The sequence below is a fragment of the Prochlorococcus sp. MIT2302 genome (assembly GCF_059772385.1).
Genome location: NZ_CM186285.1, coordinates 759,783 through 777,590 on the forward strand (window position 1 = coordinate 759,783; position 17,808 = coordinate 777,590).

The window sequence follows — 17,808 nt, forward strand, 5'->3', positions numbered from 1 at the left end:
AGTTTAATAATATCTCTCAGCTCGTCGAATAGCTTTTATTGAGGCCTTGAAATCACCTTCAATAAATTTAGATTCACTTTTGATCTCTAGCTTATTAATTATTTCATCTTTTCTTTCACTACTAATAACCTTACGAAAGTCATTTATTAAATCGTATTTATTTTTTTTAAATCTTGATGTTTTTATTAATAGTAAATTTTTGTAATCCAAATCAATATTTTCAAATAAATTTAAAATGATATTCTTATATTCAATAATTATCTTGTCTGCTCTTGAAGAATCATAATTCTCTAAAGATCTTAGCTCTCTTGCTTTTCTCTTATCTTCTATTGCTCCTTGATAATCACCAAGCTTATATCTCATATTACTTCTTGCATGATAAGAAATATCTTTAGATCTTCTATTTAAATTAATTTTTTTTTCATAAGTAATGGCATCTGAAAAATTCTCTATAGCCTTAAAGTTATCGTCAAGCTTCTCGCTCATAAAGCCTAAAATCAAATATGAAAGAGATATATCTTCATAATCATCAAAAACCTCAAGACTCTCTAAAACATAATTGATGGATCCTAAGTAATCACCATCCTCAAACAAAGATAAAGCTTTACTGTATAACTTCAAACTGTAATTAGAAGATCCAAGCTCTACCACATCCATATAAATAAAATAATCATAATTGATTTAGTTCGTTTTCGATTTTTTATAACCAAAACTACATTTTAAATTTAATTGGGATTGAAAGAACAGTAGTCAAGAAACTCATCAAGCATAAGAGCTGCACAACCTTGGAGAAATGAAGTTCCTAGGATATCCTTAGATTGAGATTTAATATCAGTGGATATTATATTAAAATTTTCATTGTTTAAGAAATCTTTCCTAATATTATATTTATCAATATTCCAGGCCTGTCTAATCATCGAACCAAGTGAAGTACTTGAGTAGAGAGAAATAATATCTACAGACTGATCAGTATCATACATATAAGCGTGAGGGCCATCTTGAAGAGCAAAAGGGTATTTTTCTAAAATCAATTCACAATATTTTCTAAGTGGATATTTTGTTGGTAGTGGTTCTAAACCTCTTCCAAACTCTGTAGGCATTTTTTCTAAGATATCTAATAATTCTGGATTACCAAATGGTAGCTTAAGACAGTAATTGGAGGGATTATGTAAATTAATACAATTTACAGTTGAGGCCGACCAATGAAAATGATTGTATGTTCTTAATACAAGAGAATACCATTGATTGAGATTATCAAAATTTAGACTATTAGCAATTACATCATTATAAAGTTTAATTGACTGAGCTTTATATTCTTGATTAGTAATCGATTTTTTTTTGAAAGGCCCTCTTATATTGTACATAAATATAGATTCTAAAATATCTTTCATCATCTTTTCTTCAGACCATCCGAAATAATTCTCTAAGGGAGAAGGAATAAAGTTCTTTACCAAAATATCATTAGCTATATTCTCTTCATTTATCAATCTTTTAAAAAACTTAGGCGATAAAAAATAGTTTTTAATTTTGTCTCCATATTGCCGAAAACCTTTATCGGGATAAATGGCTCCAAAATGCTGCGCAAAACCAAAATTATGCGCGCCATCACTATATTCTCCTGAATAAACAGCTGTCTCAGAAGCATCCCAACCATATGAATCTATAGCCTTCCAGATACATTCAAAATTAATCGCTGACATCGAAAAAAGCATCTTCCTTGCGCTTGATTTCATTGCATCAGTCACGTCTTGCAAATAAGGAGCATCTACAATAATATTTTCAACTCCGTAGTAATCTGCTATTGCTTTAGCCTTCTTTATTTCATATAAATTTATAGGATCATTAAGACCTGGAATACACATCTTAAGAGTAAATGTTTTAATTCTTTCTTTGGGAAGTTGCTGAACTAATGAGCCTAAAATTGAGCTACTATCCCATCCAGAAGAAAACATTATTATTGCATATTTTTTATCACATTTTAATGAATTATTTAATGCAGAAAAATATGAATCAATTTGCCAATCTTGATCTATTGAATTAATTGGTTTAGGGTCAGAAAGATAAACACGATTACCATCAATTTTTACATTACAGTTATTTCTATTACTTAATCGATAGATCCCATCAAAAACGGTAAAAGGATAAGGAGGGCTGTAACCATATACATCAAAAACCTGGGTAATCATAGGACTTAATTTAGTATCATTGACTACCAAATCTCTAATATCTGAAGAGTGAACAACATCACTATTTACGATTTTAAAATATGATTCCTTGCAGCCCTTAAGAACCGAAAGCGATTTTGACATTGGTTATGGATCTTGAGTTTCATTCTTAATGATAGCAATAAAGTCACATAAATAGTATGTAAAAACTCAATATATATAATAAAAAATATATATAAAATCCAAAAGAATATATCACAATCAAATAATAATTTAAATATTAATCTAATAAAAATAAGCAATGCATTAGAAATATCTTAATCATTTGATCTAAATATTATTAACATTGATTATATGAATAAATGAATTATTTTAAACTTAGACATCTAGTAAATTAAACCTTACAAAAACAAACTATTATGTATATTATATTACAATCATTCTATTCTGGAACGAACTATATGGATCTCATAGATTTATATACAAGCCTACTAATATATAAATGGTAGAGAAAGAAGATCTAATATGTATAGGTTTCTAAAAATTCTTTTTTTTTTTTATTATGTTTTTAATAAAGGTTTAAAATAATAAAAATCATATCTAATTTCAATTGTCAGAATCAAAAGGTCAGGAGTTATGGAGAAAAGCTAAGAGAATAATTCCAGGTGGAAATATGCTTTTATCAAAAAGATCCGAATTATTTCTACCAGATAAATGGCCCTCCTATTTTTCAAAAGCAAAAGGATGCAATGTATGGGATTTAGATGGTGAAAAATATATTGATATGTCAATAATGGGTATTGGAACAAATACTCTTGGCTATGGAAATAATCGAGTTGACAAAGCTGTTTTAAAAACTGTTTCAAAAGGAAATATGAGTACTTTAAATTGTCCTGAAGAAGTTTACTTAGCTGAAAAGCTAATTGAGTTGCACCCTTGGGCTCAAATGGTTAGGTTCGCAAGAACTGGAGGTGAAGCCAATGCAATTGCTATCCGCATAGCCAGAGCAGCGTCAGGAAAAGATAAAATTGCTATCTGTGGATACCATGGATGGCATGATTGGTACCTGGCAACTAATTTAAGAGATAACGATTCGCTAAAGGAACATCTTTTACCAGGACTTGACCCTATTGGCGTTCCAAAAAGTTTAGATGGATCAGTAATACCCTTTAGGTACAATAAATATGAGGAAATAGAGAGAATTGTAAAAGATAATAAAGATTTAGCTGCAATAAAAATGGAGGTCCAAAGATCTGAAATTCCTAAGGAAGGTTACTTAGAAAAAATTAGAGATCTGTGTACCAGAAATAATTTAATATTAATATTTGATGAATGCACATCTGGATTTCGTGAAACATTTGGTGGAATCCATCTTAAATATAATGTAAACCCAGATATATGTATTTTTGGAAAGGCAATGGGTAATGGATATGCCATTACTTCTATTATTGGTAAAAGAGATATAATGGAATCTGCACAAAATACATTTATAAGCAGCACATTCTGGACTGAAAGGATAGGACCTGCAGCAGGATTAAGAACATTAGAGACAATGGAAAAAGTAAAATCCTGGGAAATAATATCTGAAGCAGGTCAGTCTGTTGCGAAGGGATGGCAAGATTTAGCCAATAAGTATAGTATTCCAATAAAAATAAATGGTATAAAACCATTGCCTAGTTTTATTATAGAAAGCAAAAATATGCTTCTATATAAAACATACATTACTCAGGAAATGCTTAAGAAAGGTTATTTAGCCTCAAATGTATTTTACGCATCAACATCTCATACAAGAGGGATAATATCTAAATACTTTAATGCATTAGATAGCGTATTTAAAGATATAAAAAGCTTCGAGGAAGGTCATGAACTAAAAGTAAGGTTAGAAGGGCCGATTTGCCATTCAGGATTTAAAAGACTAAATTAATAAAATAGTAATTATCAAATAGATATTTTTTTTAAAATATATGTGATTATTTTAGATAAAAAATATAAAAATGAAAATACTAAATATCTTATTAATTTGGGGTTATGACCAGGAACAGACTTTAGAGCTCGGTACAAAGGGTATCTTGTTTTAATAAAATCAACTATCCTATATTTAAGTTCTAATTCGGAATTTATTGAAGAAACTAATAATTTTCTATCAACATAAAGATTAATATTATTTAATGAAAGTAATTTACTATGAATTAAATCTTCTGCAAAAGCTTTTCCTGAAAATTTATATTTCCAATTTACAATTAGATTGGATTGATGATGAATTATACATGCACCTTGTAGCCAATCAGCCCTAATTAATGAGTCTTCAGCGAGATTATTATATATCGGATTAATTCCTATTGGAAATCCAGATTTAGTAATTGAACCATACTTAGGGTTAAAGCTTGAGTCCAAAACATAATACATAAGTTTTGATAAAAAAGGCTTTGGACTAACAAGGACTGAAATGGGTTTGTTATCAAGGATAAAAATTGGGGCTAAAGCAGAGTTAAAAGGAAGTTGGGAAAATCTTTTTACTAATGATGAAAGGAAGTCTTTACTAAAATAGATATCGTCATCCATCTGAATACAATATTGAGTTTCTACATGAGTAAAGCCAGCAATTCTTTGACTTACTTGACCAACAGCCTCTGAAATCACTTTAGTGTTAAACTTATAACATTTTTCTAATGAATAGCTTAATCCCTTTGGAACAGAAATTATTACTATTTGTGGATAAACAGTTGAATCGTTTATTGAGTCTAAGAGACGACTAATAGTTGGTCTTATTGCAGTAGCTATAACTATAGAAAAATTATACATATGTTTTATTTTTCTGCAGATATTCAGTATTAGTAGATCTTTCTAAATATCTAAAAATAATAGGTATAGAAAAAACAACAGGAAGAACTGGAAGATAAAAGCCAGTCATGGTAATTAAGTGTGTCATCAATGTTGTCAACATTATGAAATAATATGGTTTTATATCTGCAGGAATTGAACTTGAAAAATTTGATAGCTTATAAATAATATATGATAAAGTTAATATACCAATCAAACCTAAATCTGAAAGTACGCTCAAAACCCAACTTAATGAACCTGGATGCGTACCAACTTGAGACATAAGTGAATTATTACCTGGACCTGAGCCAATAAACCATTGTAATAAATTTGCATCAAAGTAAAAATATCTAATAGTAGAAATCCATGCATATAATCTTATTGCAACTGATGGATTGTCCAGATCGAGTTTAGATTTAGCTAAAACTGATTGATTTAGAATTTCAAGAATCTCATCATTAAGTGATAATAAATATCCAATAAGAAAAAGTGTAATAAGATAGTAAATAAAGGTTTTCAAATTAATCTTTAAATGTATCTTTTTTCCTACAAGATTAATAAAGAAAAGAATGATTAAAGATAAAGCAAGAGAAGAGAAAGCAGATCCACTTGTTGTCAAAAGCAAAACAATAAACCAAGCAATAAAAATTGACAAAAGTTTAAAACTTCTTTTGATTCTTTTTAGATTAGATGTATAAATATGAATACCAGCATAAAAAGAAAAAAATGAATTAGCTGCCATACCAAGATCTGTTGGCTCTGACCAAAAGCCTCTTGCTCTAGACCCAATCCCTAACATTATAGGTCTAATATTGACGTGTGCTGGGATATATACGGAATAGTCAAAGTTATTAAAAAGTAAAAAGTAATCTACAATTGCAATCAAAAACAAACAAATACATATAGCAGAAAAAAATGACTCTAATTCTAAAATATACTGCAAATATTTCTTCTTCTTTACAGTAAAGTAAGAAACCAAAGACGGTATAGCAAATATAAAAATAGTGAAATATGCTATTAAGTGGCCAATTTTAGATTGATTAAAGTTGATACAATATGAGATTAATGCCAAAAGAGGCAAGTAACTTAACCAAGAAAGAAATACAAATTTATATCCTTTAAAAAATGAATAAAAGCGATTAAATATAGTAAACAATAACCATAAAGGAAGAACACCCTGAAATGACAGCAATGCCGGCGATGCAATAAGAAAAGGGTATAAATATCTCATATTTTAAATATATCTACTAACTGTTAAATATATTAATCCTAGCAGATTTTTGAATTGAATGTCAACTTTAAAGTTTAGAATTATGGATTATAAGGAATTAAATAAACTTTTTTATATTATAATTAATAGTCTTTATTAATAATTCTTTTTGTATTACAGAATCATTAATTAGAGAAAGAACAGTATCTTCATCTGCTAATTCATTAATAGATGGCAATGCAGGTTCGACTTTAACTGATCTAAATAGATATTTATTTTCAATTAGTCGAATCTGTTCAATAGATTCAGAGGTTTCAATAAATGATGGCTTATATTTATCAAAAGACATTAAAACTTCTTTCTTATAAGCAATCAAGCCTAAGATCTTTCTAATATATGAGGCTTGGATATTAAATTTATTGAATGAAGGAGTTTTTCTAAAACAATATAAAATGTCATTTTTTACATTGACAACACATTTAACAATTGAATGTTGTTCAAGTTGCTTCTTATTAGTTAGACTAGCTGTTGCATTCCAAGCATCAACATTTATATCTTCACTTATTGTCTCACAAAATATACGTAAATGATCCGGAAGCATAAGAGGTTCATCTCCTTGAATTAAAAATATATGACTCGCATCAATGTCGCATGCTGCCTCCACTATCCTTGAAGTCCCAGAGATATGATTTCCTTTAGTTTGTATAACATTACCTCCATAAGACTTAACCAAAGTTGATATCTCATGATCACCTGTTGCAACAAAAATATCATCAAAAACTTCAGACATTAAAGCTCTTCTTCTAACATGTTCAATCATTTCTAAACCATGAATTTTATGTAATATTTTTCGAGGGAACCTAACTGAAGCTAAATGAGCAGGAATTATGCCAACAATCTTCATCTCTGTTCAAAAAAACATATATATCCTACACAAATTACTAATTATTATTGAGGGAATACGCCGCAATCCACATTAATACATTGTCCAGTAATTGCCGAAGCTTTTGAAGATGCTAAATATAGTGCTGTATCAGCAACTTCATTTGAAGTAGGCAATCTTCCTAATGCTGACTGTGTAGATTTAAATGACTCAATAAATTCTAATGGTTTTGGATACCCAGGAGATTTGTCATTACTTAAAGCATCCATCAATCCTGGGGTTTGCACTAGAACAGGACAAATTGCATTTACCCTGATTCCTTTTTCTCCAAGTTCTTTCGCTAAAGATTGTGTTAAGCCATTCATGGCAAATTTTGTCGCTACATAGGCACTGTTATTCTTGGAACCTCTCTTACCGGCAATACTAGAAATATTTATAATGGAGCCATTTGATTTCAAATACTTGACTGCGGCCTTACTCCCCCAAAAAGCACTATAAATATTAGTTGAGAAAAGTTTTTCAAGAAATATTGAGTCAATTTGGTCTATAGCTCGCCATGAAGATATACCTGCATTGTTTATATATATGTCCAATCTTCCAAACTGATTTATGGCTATATCAACAAGCCTCTCATGAGTTGCAAAATCTCTTACATCTCCTTTAACAGAAACCAATTCTTTACGTATTAAAGTATTGCCTATCCCAGCTCTAGAGCATGTAACAACTTTATAACCTGCCTTGAGAAATCCATTTAAAATACCTAGTCCTAAGCCTTTTGAACCACCAGTAATAACTGCCACTAAATCATTATTACTCATAATTAAATAGTCATACAAGAAAAGCCTCCATCAATTGTTACCTCAGAACCAGTAACGAAAGAGGAAGCGTTGGATGCTAACCATATTGCAGCACCAACAAGTTCCAATGGTTCTCCATATCTTGACATAGGAGTGTGTGTAAGTATTGAGCGCTCTCTTTCGGGTGTAATAAAATTTTTCTTATTCCATTCAGTGGGAAAGAACCCAGGCCTTATACAATTTACTCTTACATTTTTCATAGCCCACTCTCTAGCAAGATTCATCGTAAGATTTTTTATACCTGCTTTAGCAACAGAATATGCAAAGGCTTTTGAGAGAGGAGGTCCCGCAGAAGCAGAAGAAATGTTGATAATTGATCCTGAATTTTGTTTTAACATTTCTGAGCCAAAGACTTGGCAACCAATCATAGTTGCTGTTATTTGAGAATTTAAAACCTTATCCCATTCATCTAAATCAATTTCCAAGAAAGGAGTCGGTGAATTAATTCCTGCACCATTAACAAGTACATCAATTTTTCCATAAATAGAAATAATTTTTTTTAAAGCCTTTTGGTGAGAAGTTTTATTAGTTGCATCAAAATCAATAGCCATATGATTTCCCTGATTCTCATTATTTATAGAATTAATGACTGAAACGGCTTTATTTAATCTAAGGTCCAAAACCACAATCGATGCTCCAGCTCCAGCCATTCCAGAGGCAATCGCACTACACAAATGGCCTCCACCTCCAATTACAACTGCAACTTGGCCTTCTAGACTAAATATACTTTGAAGAAAAGAATTTTTCATATTAATTAAATTCTTTAATGAGAGATTTCATTGATTCAGCCCATTTCCACATCACAAATAAGTCGGAACTAAGTATGACATAAGTATATCCTGATTCAATTGTCTTATTTACTGAATCCTTACTTGTATCTACGATTTGTGTACCACAACTTTTGCCAATTCTCTGGCAAGCATGTATAACTTTTCGGCACGCTTTTAACACTAATGGATGATTGGTTTCTCCAGGTACGCCATATGAACCTGAAAGATCATATGGACCAATCATCACACCATCCACCTCATCATGGGCAAGGATCCCTTCAATATTATCTACAGCATTCCTAGATTCAATCTGTGGTATAAACACTGATTTACTGTTCCATTTTTGAACATAATTATCAAAATCAAATCCATAACTTTGTGCACGATTCAAGCCATAAGTCCTATTACCTAAAGGTGGATATTTTATATGATTAATTATTGTTCTAGCCTCAGATTCAGTATTAACCATAGGGGCTATTAATCCATTAGCTCCCGAATCTAGAAGTGGTTTAATAATATCATTAGAATGAGAAACAGGGCGTGGTAGGCATTCAACGTTATTAGCTTGTGCACAAGCAATTATTCTCTGAGCTGCAGATAATGATATTGGAGCGTGTTCCATATCAATCCCAATAAAATCAAATCCAGCCATTGAAAATATTTCTGTTATTGCAGGGTGATCAAAAGATACCCAAGCACCAAAAAGTATCTCTCTCGCTTGTAATCTTAACTTTAAGCATGAGGAGTTTCTAGAGGTTATCACTAGTGAAAGAGCTCAACTGTAGTATATTCAATAATTATAGTAATTCATGTAGAATAAACTATGATATTTTAGAAAATTGCAAGAGGTTATGCTTATCATACACTCGTAAACTTTAACTAGTAAATTTAACTATTTTTAACAGGAATTGATTTAAATATTCAATCTTCCAATACAGCTTTTATTGCAGAATGAAGATGCAACAATCCAATAAGCTTGCCATTGGAATCTATGACAGGTAAATCCCAAACTTTAACTTCTCCAATTAGAGAAATAGCCTTAGATAGAGAACACTGAGGTTCAACATATTTAAATGAAGATGAAGAATAAAAAGAAATATCATCTACAAATAATGAAGCTAATGGCTTCTGAGATCTTAATAAAATCCTCCTTATATCTCCATCTGTAATAACAGATAATAATGTGTTTTTATTGTCTACAATACACGCAATGCCTAATCTATAAGTATTCATCAACTCAAGTGTTTCTCTCACTAGTTTATCTTCATTAACAATTGGGAAAGAGTTAATTCCGATCATTACATCCGCTACGGTTAAATTAGTTGTATCTGTGGACATTATCCTCTCCATATTTTTCATCAAAAGATAAGCGAATATTATGAATTATTTTAGCTTGGTTTAGAATTTGCTCCAGATATTTAATATCCAATACAGTATTTGAATCTGAAAGTGCATTTGGAGGATCATTATGAACCTCCATAAACAAAGCATTTATCCCACATGCAGAAGCAGCTCTCACAAGAAAAGGAATAAATTCTCTTTGCCCTCCTGAAATGTCACCCATTGAAGTAGGCATTTGAATGGAATGAGTTGCATCAAAACAAACTGGATACCCTGTCCTTCTCATGATTGGTAACGAGGTCATATCATTTACTAGTTGGTTATATCCAAAAAAACTCCCCCTATCAGCGAGCAAAACTTGACTACATCCAAACGATTCTAATTTGCGAACAGAATTCTTCATATTCCAAGGACTCATATATTGCCCTTTTTTGAGATGCACAGGCTTCGAAGTTTCAGCTGCAGCTCTAAGAATAGAAGTTTGCCTGCAAAGATATGCAGGCACTTGAATCAAATCACAAACCTCGCCAGTTTGACTAGCCCAAGATGGATCAGAAAAATCGGAAACAACAGGAACCTTAAACTCTTTACGAAGATCATTCAATATCGTGAGTCCATCATTAAGGCCTAATCCATGGAAGCTTTTGGGAGATGATCTGCAATCTTTGTCATAACAGGATTTGTAAATCCATTTAATATCTAATTTATCGCAGATCTTTTTTATTTTTTCAGCCATCATAAATGCATGATCACGCCCTTCAATTGCACATGGTCCGCCTATAAAAGCTAGTGATTCGTTACTACCAATTTTCACTTTATTAACATCAGAATCACCAATAGTTATAGTTTTTGTATTAACTTGATTTGACATCTTGTTGGAATTTATCCTAGGAACAATTTAGCAGTAAATACTAAAATATATATAAACATAAATTTCTTAGACATTTTTATATATATTTTTAACAATAGGAATAGAGATAAATATAAAAATGTATTTAAATATCAAGAAAGTATATTAATATCGTATTTACCTAAATTACTTGTTAGCAAATTATTACGACAACGAGAAATTTTATTGATATTAAATAATATCTCATCAATAGAATTGAATAAAATATTATCAGGAAGGATCTCATCATACAAGCTATATGCACTCTTGATAAAGCAAGTTCTACACCCTACAGACAGAGCTTCATATCCCGCAGTTCCACCCATAGTCGTATTTATAGATATGTCAACAATTCTTCCAACTTCCGCTGGAGTGACGACATTACGATCATTCCTAGGAGATGTTTCAACTATATCAAATATTTGTTCTGGATTATATAAATCTCTTAACTCGGAATCATTTAAAATTAAATTCTGAAGACTATTAGAAACAAACTGACTTTTAAAAACTAATGCTACACGAGGGAAACTAATAGCAAATTCTAAAAGCATTTTTATTTCACGTTTTAGATCCTCATAGTAGAAAGTAAAGGAGCTAAATGGACTACTTAAGGTAGCATAGGCTTCGTCAAAATAAGCTATAGAAAGATCAAAGTCTCTTTCTAATATATTCTTAAAATTTCTAATTTTTGATTTATTTAAATATGAGCAATAAGGATAATTAATAGTTTTTACAGATGATTTTAAATACTTGAAGCCTTCACTTTGAGCCGAGTAAAGCTCTCCATGAAGTTTTGTAAAACACATTATATTTGAATATGGACTATGAAGGTATGAATTAATTTGACCAGCCATTGATCCCTGAAACATATAAACAGGTACATTATTTATATTCGATAAGAAAGTAAGTGAAGCTGCCTCTGGTGAATAATAATTAATTATTGATTTTCTTACATTTATATTTTTTATTAAACTCCACATCATATATGTAATTCTAACAAAGCGTAATAGACTTAAGAAATCAATACTATAATTAACTCTATAATATTTATCAATTTTAGGAATACTTCTAGCTAAAATAGATAAGAATACAGATAAAGATCCGAAAATAATTGGATATTTTTTATCATCTATATATAAGCTTCTACTTGCAAAGTCTAGAGACAAAAATGAATCACCTTGAGAAAGGTTTTCAGACAGGACAAACTGATTACGCTTAAACAAATCAAATTCGTTTCTAGGATAAAACTCTGATACGAGAATTAAACAATCTTTATTTATAATATTTATCGAACTATTTTTATTCTTATAAGGATTAAATTTCAAAATAAATCTAAATAAGAAAATTAAAACACGAAGAAATTCTACAGACACTAATGTATTCAATCTTGACAGAATTCTAAACACAATTGTGTGGTCATATTGATCCGTTTGGCTAAATATCCTCTCATCGTTTTTAATATTATCAATCCTAGACTGCGTATATAAAGAGACCAATAAATTTTCGTAATTACGTGCCATATCTTTATTCAATAAGATATCATTATTAATATTCAAAAAACTTGAATTGCATCTATTGTGATAACGTTTTCTTGTATTAGCTATTTGTATATTAAGTTGAGAATAAGCAATTTTAGAAAAACTAATATCAGAACTGTTCTTCATTCTACCCATTGGAATACTTATTAACCTGATATTGAATTTAGTTAAAATAGTTTTTACGAAGATATTTTCGGCATGATTAAATTTATCTAATTTCAAGTACTCCACGCAGCAAGGTGAAAGAAATAACGCTTTAATTAAAACTCTTAAGTTTAATGTTCTAGTTATTATATAATTCATAATATATAGATTATTTTGAATCTAAGATGCAAAATAATTATAAAAACATTATATTAGCATACATAGTTCAATTTAATTTGATATTCTAATGTTGAAAATATATATTATATATACTTAACATAATTTCATTTGCCTGTATGATTTTGCATTGGCTTGGGAGTTATTTAAAATTCTACTTGTCAAGCTTACAAAATTTAATCCCTTTTTCTAATTCTTTAATTACTTTAATTTGGCTTGATTCTTTAAGCTCAGGGAAAAGTGGAATACTAAATGAATTTATTGCATATTGCTCTGAATTGGGAAAGTCTCCTTTCTTAAACCCAAGCTTTTGATAATAAGGGTTTAAATGGATGGGCCAATAATGCATTTGAGTAAATACACCATTAGCTCTCATATATTTAAAAAGATCTAAATGTTTCTTTTTAGTCGAGTTTACTAATCTGATAATAGCCAAATGATATGCGCTATAAGCACCTTCTTCTTCTTCTATGAATTCTAAATTATTAATTTGTTTTGAATGTTTTTTATAAACTTCCATTAATTCATGCCTCTTCTTAACAAACTCGTCTAATCTTTTTAATTGACTAATACCTAGAGCTGCTTGAACCTCGTTAAATCTATAGTTAAAACCGAGTTCCTGTTGTTCATAATACCAAGGCCCAGGTGAATTATATATAAATTCATCATTATTTCGAAGTATTCCATGTCCTCTTAAAAGTGATATTTTTTTGAACAATTTCTCGTTATTTGTTACAGCCATGCCACCTTCAAGAGTTGTAATTATTTTTACTGGATGAAAACTAAATATACAAATATCGCTATATTTACAACAGCCAATAGGATTATCAAAATAGTGTCCGCCTATTGCGTGACTAGCATCTTCAATAACATTAAAGCCATATTTATTGGAAAGTTTTTTTATTTCTCTCATATTGCAACTTGTCCCTGCAAGATGAACAGGAATTACTATTTTAGGTAAATTTCCATGAATATTTGCTAACTCTAGTTTATCTTTTAAAGCAGAGACGCTCATCAAGGAAGTGCGTGGATCAATATCTACAAAATCAATTTTCGCTCCGCAATAAAGAGCACAATTAGACGAAGCGACAAAGCTAATAGGAGAAGTCCAAACTATATCACCTTCGCTAAGCCCCAATGATAAACAAGCCAAATGAAGGGCACTAGTTGCACTATTAGTAGCTATAGAAAAATCACAAGATACCTTCCTAGATACTTGATTTTCAAATTTCTTCAATAACTCACCCTGGGTTAAAACATTACTTTTTAATACTTCAATAACAGCTTGTATATCCTCATTAGAGATTGTTTGCCTAGCATAAGGTATTAGATCATTCATAATAAATTATCCCTGTTTTTTTAAAAGATTTATATTTTCTTGAACGGTTCCAAGTTTTAATCGAAGTTTATTTGAAGCCTTTTTATTGTCAAGTCCCATGGCTAATGGTCTTCTTATTAAGTCTAATCTATCAATAAGCTTACCAGGCTTAATAAAAGTTAAAGGTATATCAAACAATATACAAAGATATTTAGCAAATTCATATTTTGTAACTTGATTATCAGATGATAGATTATACAATCCAAAAGCATTCATTTCTAATAAACCATGAGCATAATTAGCCAAGTTTGATCCTATAAGAGGATTAAAATAAACATCATCAAACAAAGTTAAAACATGATTATTCTTACATTCATTTATAATCCAATCACTCATTGATTGCCTATGAGATGGTCCATATCCAAAAAAGTTAGTTCTGCATACTAATGCTTTAGGGTATTCATTGAGAACTTTTTTCTCACCAGCATATTTAGATTTAGCATAATTATTTAGTAATAATGGTTCATCATCTTCTTTATGAAGTTTAATATTATCTCCATAAATTAAATCAGTAGATATATGAATCATTTTGCAATTTGTTTTCTCACAAGCAATTGCTATTTCCTCAGGAATCTTTTCATTTAGGTGATAAGCTAAATCTTTATCATTCTCACATGACTCAACATTAGCAAGGCCAACAAGATTTACTAAAATATCAATATTGTTATCTTGTATATAATTTATAATATTATTATGATTATTTAAATCTAATTTAATCGAAGGGAATTTAGTTTTTATATTTTTCTTTCTTTTATAAGTCAACGTTATTTTATATTTATCTTTCATTGCATTACTCCATAATGTACCCAGAAGACCTGTTCCACCTGTAATAAGAATATTCTTTTTAATTAAATCAGTATTCATCTTTCATAAGTTTCAAGCCATTTCCGCAAGCATTCTATAGTCATCCAATCTTTATTAGTATTACTTGTGTATTCAAAATCCTCGGGTACCTTTATCCCGTTCTTTATTCGTATTGGATCTTTATTCCATGCATAAAGCATTGGAAGTATTTTATAGTATTTGTCATATTCATATGTACACATAGAATCCTCTTTTGAAATCATCTGCTCATGCAATTTCTCTCCAGGTCTAATTCCAATTTTAACTTGCCTGGCTTCAGGTGATATTGCCTTTGCAATATCACATATGTTCATTGATGGTATTTTCCTTACATATATTTCCCCACCTTCCATATCTTCGAAGGCATTCCATACTAATTCAATCCCTTTCTGAAGAGTGATCATAAACCTAGTCATCCTTGGATCTGTTATTGGTAGTTCATTTAAAGAAGCTTTATCTAGAAAGAAAGGTATAACAGATCCTCGAGATCCAAGAACGTTCCCATATCTAACAACTGCTGATTTGGTAGTTGATATTGTCTCTTGATCATTAGAAGCAACAAATAATTTATCTGAACAAAGTTTTGTTGCACCATACAAGTTAATTGGATTACAGGCTTTATCAGTAGATAAAGCAACTATTTTTTTTACTTTTTTACTTCTAGAAGCTTCTATTACATTTGCCGCTCCATCTATATTTGTTTTTATACATTCAATTGGATTATATTCGGCTGTTGGGACAATCTTAGTGGCTGCGGCATGAACTAGATAGTCAACTCCAGTTAAACACCAACTTAGCCTATCCTTATCTCTTACATCACCTATAATAAATTTTACTCGATTATCATCTTCATATTTTTTAGACATTTCCCATTGCTTCATCTCATCGCGAGAATAAATTATTATTTTCTTAGGTGAAAATTTATTCAAAGTTAATGAAACAAATGCATTACCAAAAGATCCTGTCCCTCCAGTAATTAAAATAGTAGAATCTTTTTTCATATAAGATGATTATTATTTTAAACAATATTGAGTTTTTTTAACTCATTGAACGATCGAATTTTATATTAATACCCTGAGAGTCAACACTATAAATTTTGTCACATGATTTGAGTGTACTAGTTCTATGCGCGATCATTATTAAGGTTAGTTCAGGATCTAAATAATTAATGGCTTGTATAAGTTTACTTTCAGTAGACGTATCTAATGCTGATGTGGCTTCATCAAGTATTAGTATTTTCGATTTTTTATAAAGTGCTCTAGCAATACCTATACGTTGCATCTGTCCACCACTAAGATTAACTCCTCTTTCACCGACAAAGGTCTCAGCTCCACGAGGAAGATGTGATACAAACTCATTTAACATCGATTTATCAATAGTATTTTTAATTGTAGAGTTATCTATATCGTCAGGAGGGATACCTAAAGCTATATTTTCTTTGATCGAACTATCTATTAAAAATATATTTTGTGGTACATGAGAAATAGAATTTTGCCAAGATTCAAGGAAGAGTCCATTCTGGAAAGATTGATCATGTAAATTAAAACTATCAATTAATATTTGACCTGTTGATGGTTCAATAAGTCCCAATATTAAATCTAAGAGTGTACTCTTACCACTTCCTGTTTTTCCTATAATTCCTATTTTTTCTCCTTTTCTAATCTTAAGGTTTATATTTTTCAAGACATGTATATCATTATTTTCATAGCAAAAACTTACATCATCAAAAACAATATCATTTTTAAGAATATAAGGTTTTACAGTATTAAATTGTTTATGATTTTTAATTTCCTGGCTTAACATTTTCAAAATATTTTCCAATGATGTAATCATGCCTCTTATATACGTTAAAGAACTAAAACACCTGTGCATTGATGGCAAGAGTTTTTGTGCACCAAGAGCAAAAGTAGCAATAATTGGCAAGATAGGCTCTTTATACTCAGGATTAAATGAATAGATTAGACTAAATAATGCGAGTATTGTTATTCCAAAAGTCTCAATAGCATATCTTGGTAAAAGGGAAATCATTGAATTAGTAACAACGGTATTCCTTACCGAAGAATCAGCTTCTAAGAGTCTAGAAACAAAAAATGGTTGAATCGATGAAAGTAATATCTCACGAATTGAACCCATACCTTCTTGTAAAGAATTAATTTTTCTATTATCTGCTTTAGATATCAACTTGCTATTTTTTGCTAAAATATCTCGAGTCAATATTGCGATTATAATATATATTGAACCTAAAATGAATGCAACTGATATTGAAATACGTGGACTAAAGAAAAATAAGGTTACTATAATACTAAGAGAGAAAATAAGATTGGCAATAAATTCAAGAACAGCTTTAATTACATTCTCTACCCGATTTATTTCATTAGAATGAATACTAATTATCTCACTTGAGTTCCTGTAAAGGTGAACTTTATAAGGTTGATATAAAGTTCGCTCAAAACCACTAACACTTAGATCAGTGGCTATTAACGCGGCAATTCTGGCATTAAGCCACTGACTTAGTAATCTTGTTAAAGATGATATAACAATGCCAAAAATAAATAAAATTGTTAAAGGGACTAAGAGACTAGATGGATCCTTAATACCAAAATAGAAAGAAACTTGTTTTATTATTGAGATGTTGAATAGACTAGTTGTATTAGATAAAGCAGTGATAAATGGAAATAAAGATGCTATAGAAATAAATTCTGCTAAAGAGCTTAAAAGAATCAAAATACTTGATAAAAACAATTGAATTCTTCTTTTTTTCTCTATATATTTCCAAAGTTTTGATAGCAAAAA

16 protein-coding genes are annotated in these 17,808 nt (G+C 30.1%); 1 reads left to right on the forward strand and 15 read right to left on the reverse strand.

Annotation, left to right across the window (positions count from 1 at the left end):
* Positions 1–3: 3 nt before the first annotated feature.
* Together AC6EI2_RS04615 and AC6EI2_RS04620 are read right to left on the reverse strand one after the other, a co-directional pair.
* Positions 4–651, reverse strand: a complete 648-nt coding sequence (locus AC6EI2_RS04615) for a hypothetical protein (RefSeq protein WP_498463219.1) — start codon at positions 649–651, stop codon at positions 4–6.
* 74 nt (positions 652–725) lie between these two features.
* On the reverse strand, positions 726–2,309 hold the full coding sequence (locus tag AC6EI2_RS04620; protein WP_498463220.1) for an asparagine synthase-related protein: 1,584 nt from the start codon (positions 2,307–2,309) through the stop codon (positions 726–728).
* A gap of 466 nt (positions 2,310–2,775) precedes the next feature.
* Between AC6EI2_RS04620 and AC6EI2_RS04625 the strand changes: the two genes are divergently transcribed.
* Positions 2,776–4,089 (forward strand): aminotransferase class III-fold pyridoxal phosphate-dependent enzyme, encoded by a 1,314-nt coding sequence (locus tag AC6EI2_RS04625; protein WP_498463221.1) that lies wholly within the window; start codon positions 2,776–2,778, stop codon positions 4,087–4,089.
* Between the two features lie 14 nt (positions 4,090–4,103).
* Here AC6EI2_RS04625 and AC6EI2_RS04630 read toward each other — a convergent pair whose 3' ends face one another.
* From AC6EI2_RS04630 to AC6EI2_RS04690, 13 genes are all read right to left on the reverse strand, one after another.
* On the reverse strand, positions 4,104–4,967 hold the full coding sequence (locus AC6EI2_RS04630; RefSeq protein WP_498463222.1) for a glycosyltransferase: 864 nt from the start codon (positions 4,965–4,967) through the stop codon (positions 4,104–4,106).
* Complete coding sequence (locus AC6EI2_RS04635; protein ID WP_498463223.1) at positions 4,960–5,784, reverse strand: hypothetical protein; 825 nt, start codon at positions 5,782–5,784, stop codon at positions 4,960–4,962. Before AC6EI2_RS04635 ends, AC6EI2_RS04630 begins: the two co-directional genes overlap by 8 nt.
* A gap of 529 nt (positions 5,785–6,313) precedes the next feature.
* Positions 6,314–7,099 carry a cytidylyltransferase domain-containing protein gene (locus AC6EI2_RS04640; protein WP_498463224.1) on the reverse strand — a complete coding sequence of 262 codons (786 nt, stop codon included), beginning with the start codon at positions 7,097–7,099 and terminating at the stop codon, positions 6,314–6,316.
* Positions 7,100–7,143: 44 nt separating this feature from the next.
* Positions 7,144–7,896, reverse strand: a complete 753-nt coding sequence (locus AC6EI2_RS04645; RefSeq protein ID WP_498463225.1) for an SDR family NAD(P)-dependent oxidoreductase — start codon at positions 7,894–7,896, stop codon at positions 7,144–7,146.
* A gap of 2 nt (positions 7,897–7,898) precedes the next feature.
* Positions 7,899–8,684: an SDR family oxidoreductase gene (locus tag AC6EI2_RS04650; RefSeq protein WP_498463226.1), complete on the reverse strand. Its 786-nt coding sequence runs from the start codon at positions 8,682–8,684 to the stop codon at positions 7,899–7,901.
* A 1-nt stretch (position 8,685) separates the two neighbouring features.
* Positions 8,686–9,468 carry an HpcH/HpaI aldolase family protein gene (locus tag AC6EI2_RS04655; protein ID WP_498463227.1) on the reverse strand — a complete coding sequence of 261 codons (783 nt, stop codon included), beginning with the start codon at positions 9,466–9,468 and terminating at the stop codon, positions 8,686–8,688.
* A 158-nt stretch (positions 9,469–9,626) separates the two neighbouring features.
* The gene (locus tag AC6EI2_RS04660; RefSeq protein WP_498463228.1) at positions 9,627–10,043 is read right to left on the reverse strand and encodes a CBS domain-containing protein; all 417 of its coding nucleotides are present in this window, start codon (positions 10,041–10,043) and stop codon (positions 9,627–9,629) included.
* Complete coding sequence (gene kdsA, locus AC6EI2_RS04665) at positions 10,024–10,917, reverse strand: 3-deoxy-8-phosphooctulonate synthase (protein WP_498463229.1); 894 nt, start codon at positions 10,915–10,917, stop codon at positions 10,024–10,026. Before kdsA ends, AC6EI2_RS04660 begins: the two co-directional genes overlap by 20 nt.
* Before the next feature lie 131 nt (positions 10,918–11,048).
* Positions 11,049–12,776 carry a hypothetical protein gene (locus tag AC6EI2_RS04670; RefSeq protein ID WP_498463230.1) on the reverse strand — a complete coding sequence of 576 codons (1,728 nt, stop codon included), beginning with the start codon at positions 12,774–12,776 and terminating at the stop codon, positions 11,049–11,051.
* A 172-nt stretch (positions 12,777–12,948) separates the two neighbouring features.
* Entirely contained in the window at positions 12,949–14,133 is a 1,185-nt protein-coding gene (gene pseC, locus AC6EI2_RS04675; RefSeq protein ID WP_498463231.1) for a UDP-4-amino-4,6-dideoxy-N-acetyl-beta-L-altrosamine transaminase, read from the reverse strand.
* A gap of 6 nt (positions 14,134–14,139) precedes the next feature.
* Positions 14,140–15,036: an SDR family oxidoreductase gene (locus AC6EI2_RS04680; protein WP_498463232.1), complete on the reverse strand. Its 897-nt coding sequence runs from the start codon at positions 15,034–15,036 to the stop codon at positions 14,140–14,142.
* Positions 15,033–16,016, reverse strand: a complete 984-nt coding sequence (gene pseB / locus AC6EI2_RS04685; RefSeq protein WP_498463233.1) for a UDP-N-acetylglucosamine 4,6-dehydratase (inverting) — start codon at positions 16,014–16,016, stop codon at positions 15,033–15,035. Before pseB ends, AC6EI2_RS04680 begins: the two co-directional genes overlap by 4 nt.
* A 37-nt stretch (positions 16,017–16,053) precedes the next feature.
* Positions 16,054–17,805, reverse strand: a complete 1,752-nt coding sequence (locus tag AC6EI2_RS04690) for an ABC transporter ATP-binding protein (protein WP_498463234.1) — start codon at positions 17,803–17,805, stop codon at positions 16,054–16,056.
* Positions 17,806–17,808: the final 3 nt, after the last annotated feature.